The sequence below is a fragment of the Geodermatophilus sp. SYSU D00965 genome, from assembly GCF_054050075.1.
On sequence record NZ_JBJGYQ010000058.1, the window covers coordinates 1 to 636 of the forward strand.

Genomic DNA, 636 nt, shown 5'->3' on the forward strand with positions numbered 1-636 from the left:
TCAGCCGCCGGCTCCGCGGAGCATCGAGCTGAAGGTGCGCAGGACGATCTTGACGTCGAGCCAGAGTGACCAGTTCTCGATGTAGTAGTTGTCGAAGCGGGCGCGGTCGGCGATGGAGGTGTCCCCGCGCAGCCCGTGCACCTGGGCCCAGCCGGTCAGCCCGGAGGGCACCCGGTGGCGGGCCTCGTAGCTGGGGTAGGCGGCGCGGAACTGGGTGACGAAGTGCGGCCGCTCCGGGCGCGGGCCGACCAGGCTCATGTCCCCGCGCAGGATGTTGAACAGCTGGGGCAGCTCGTCCAGCGAGCTCTTGCGCAGGAAGCGGCCCAGCGGGCTGAGCCGGTCGTCGTGGGCGATGTTCCAGCGGGTGGCCGACTCGTCCTCGGTTGCCGGGCGCAGCGAGCGGAACTTCAGCACCTGGAAGTGCCGGCCGTCGACGCCCACCCGTTCCTGGCGGAACAGGATGCCCGGGCCGCCGTCGAGCCGCACCGCCACCGCCAGCAGCACCAGCAGCGGGGCGATGGCCAGCAGCGTCAGGCCGGCGACGAGCACGTCGACCAGGCGCTTGACCCGCCACGCCGGGCTGCGGTAGGTCGCCCGGCGCAGCCGCACCAGCGGCAGCCCCCACGCCGTGTCCAT

The 636-nt window shown here is 72.5% G+C and carries 1 protein-coding gene; it reads right to left on the reverse strand.

All coding sequences use genetic code 11. From position 1 onward, the window contains the following. Positions 1-636, reverse strand: a 636-nt coding sequence (locus ACI789_RS24545) for a sugar transferase (RefSeq protein ID WP_457012159.1), incomplete at its 5' end; no start/stop codon positions are given.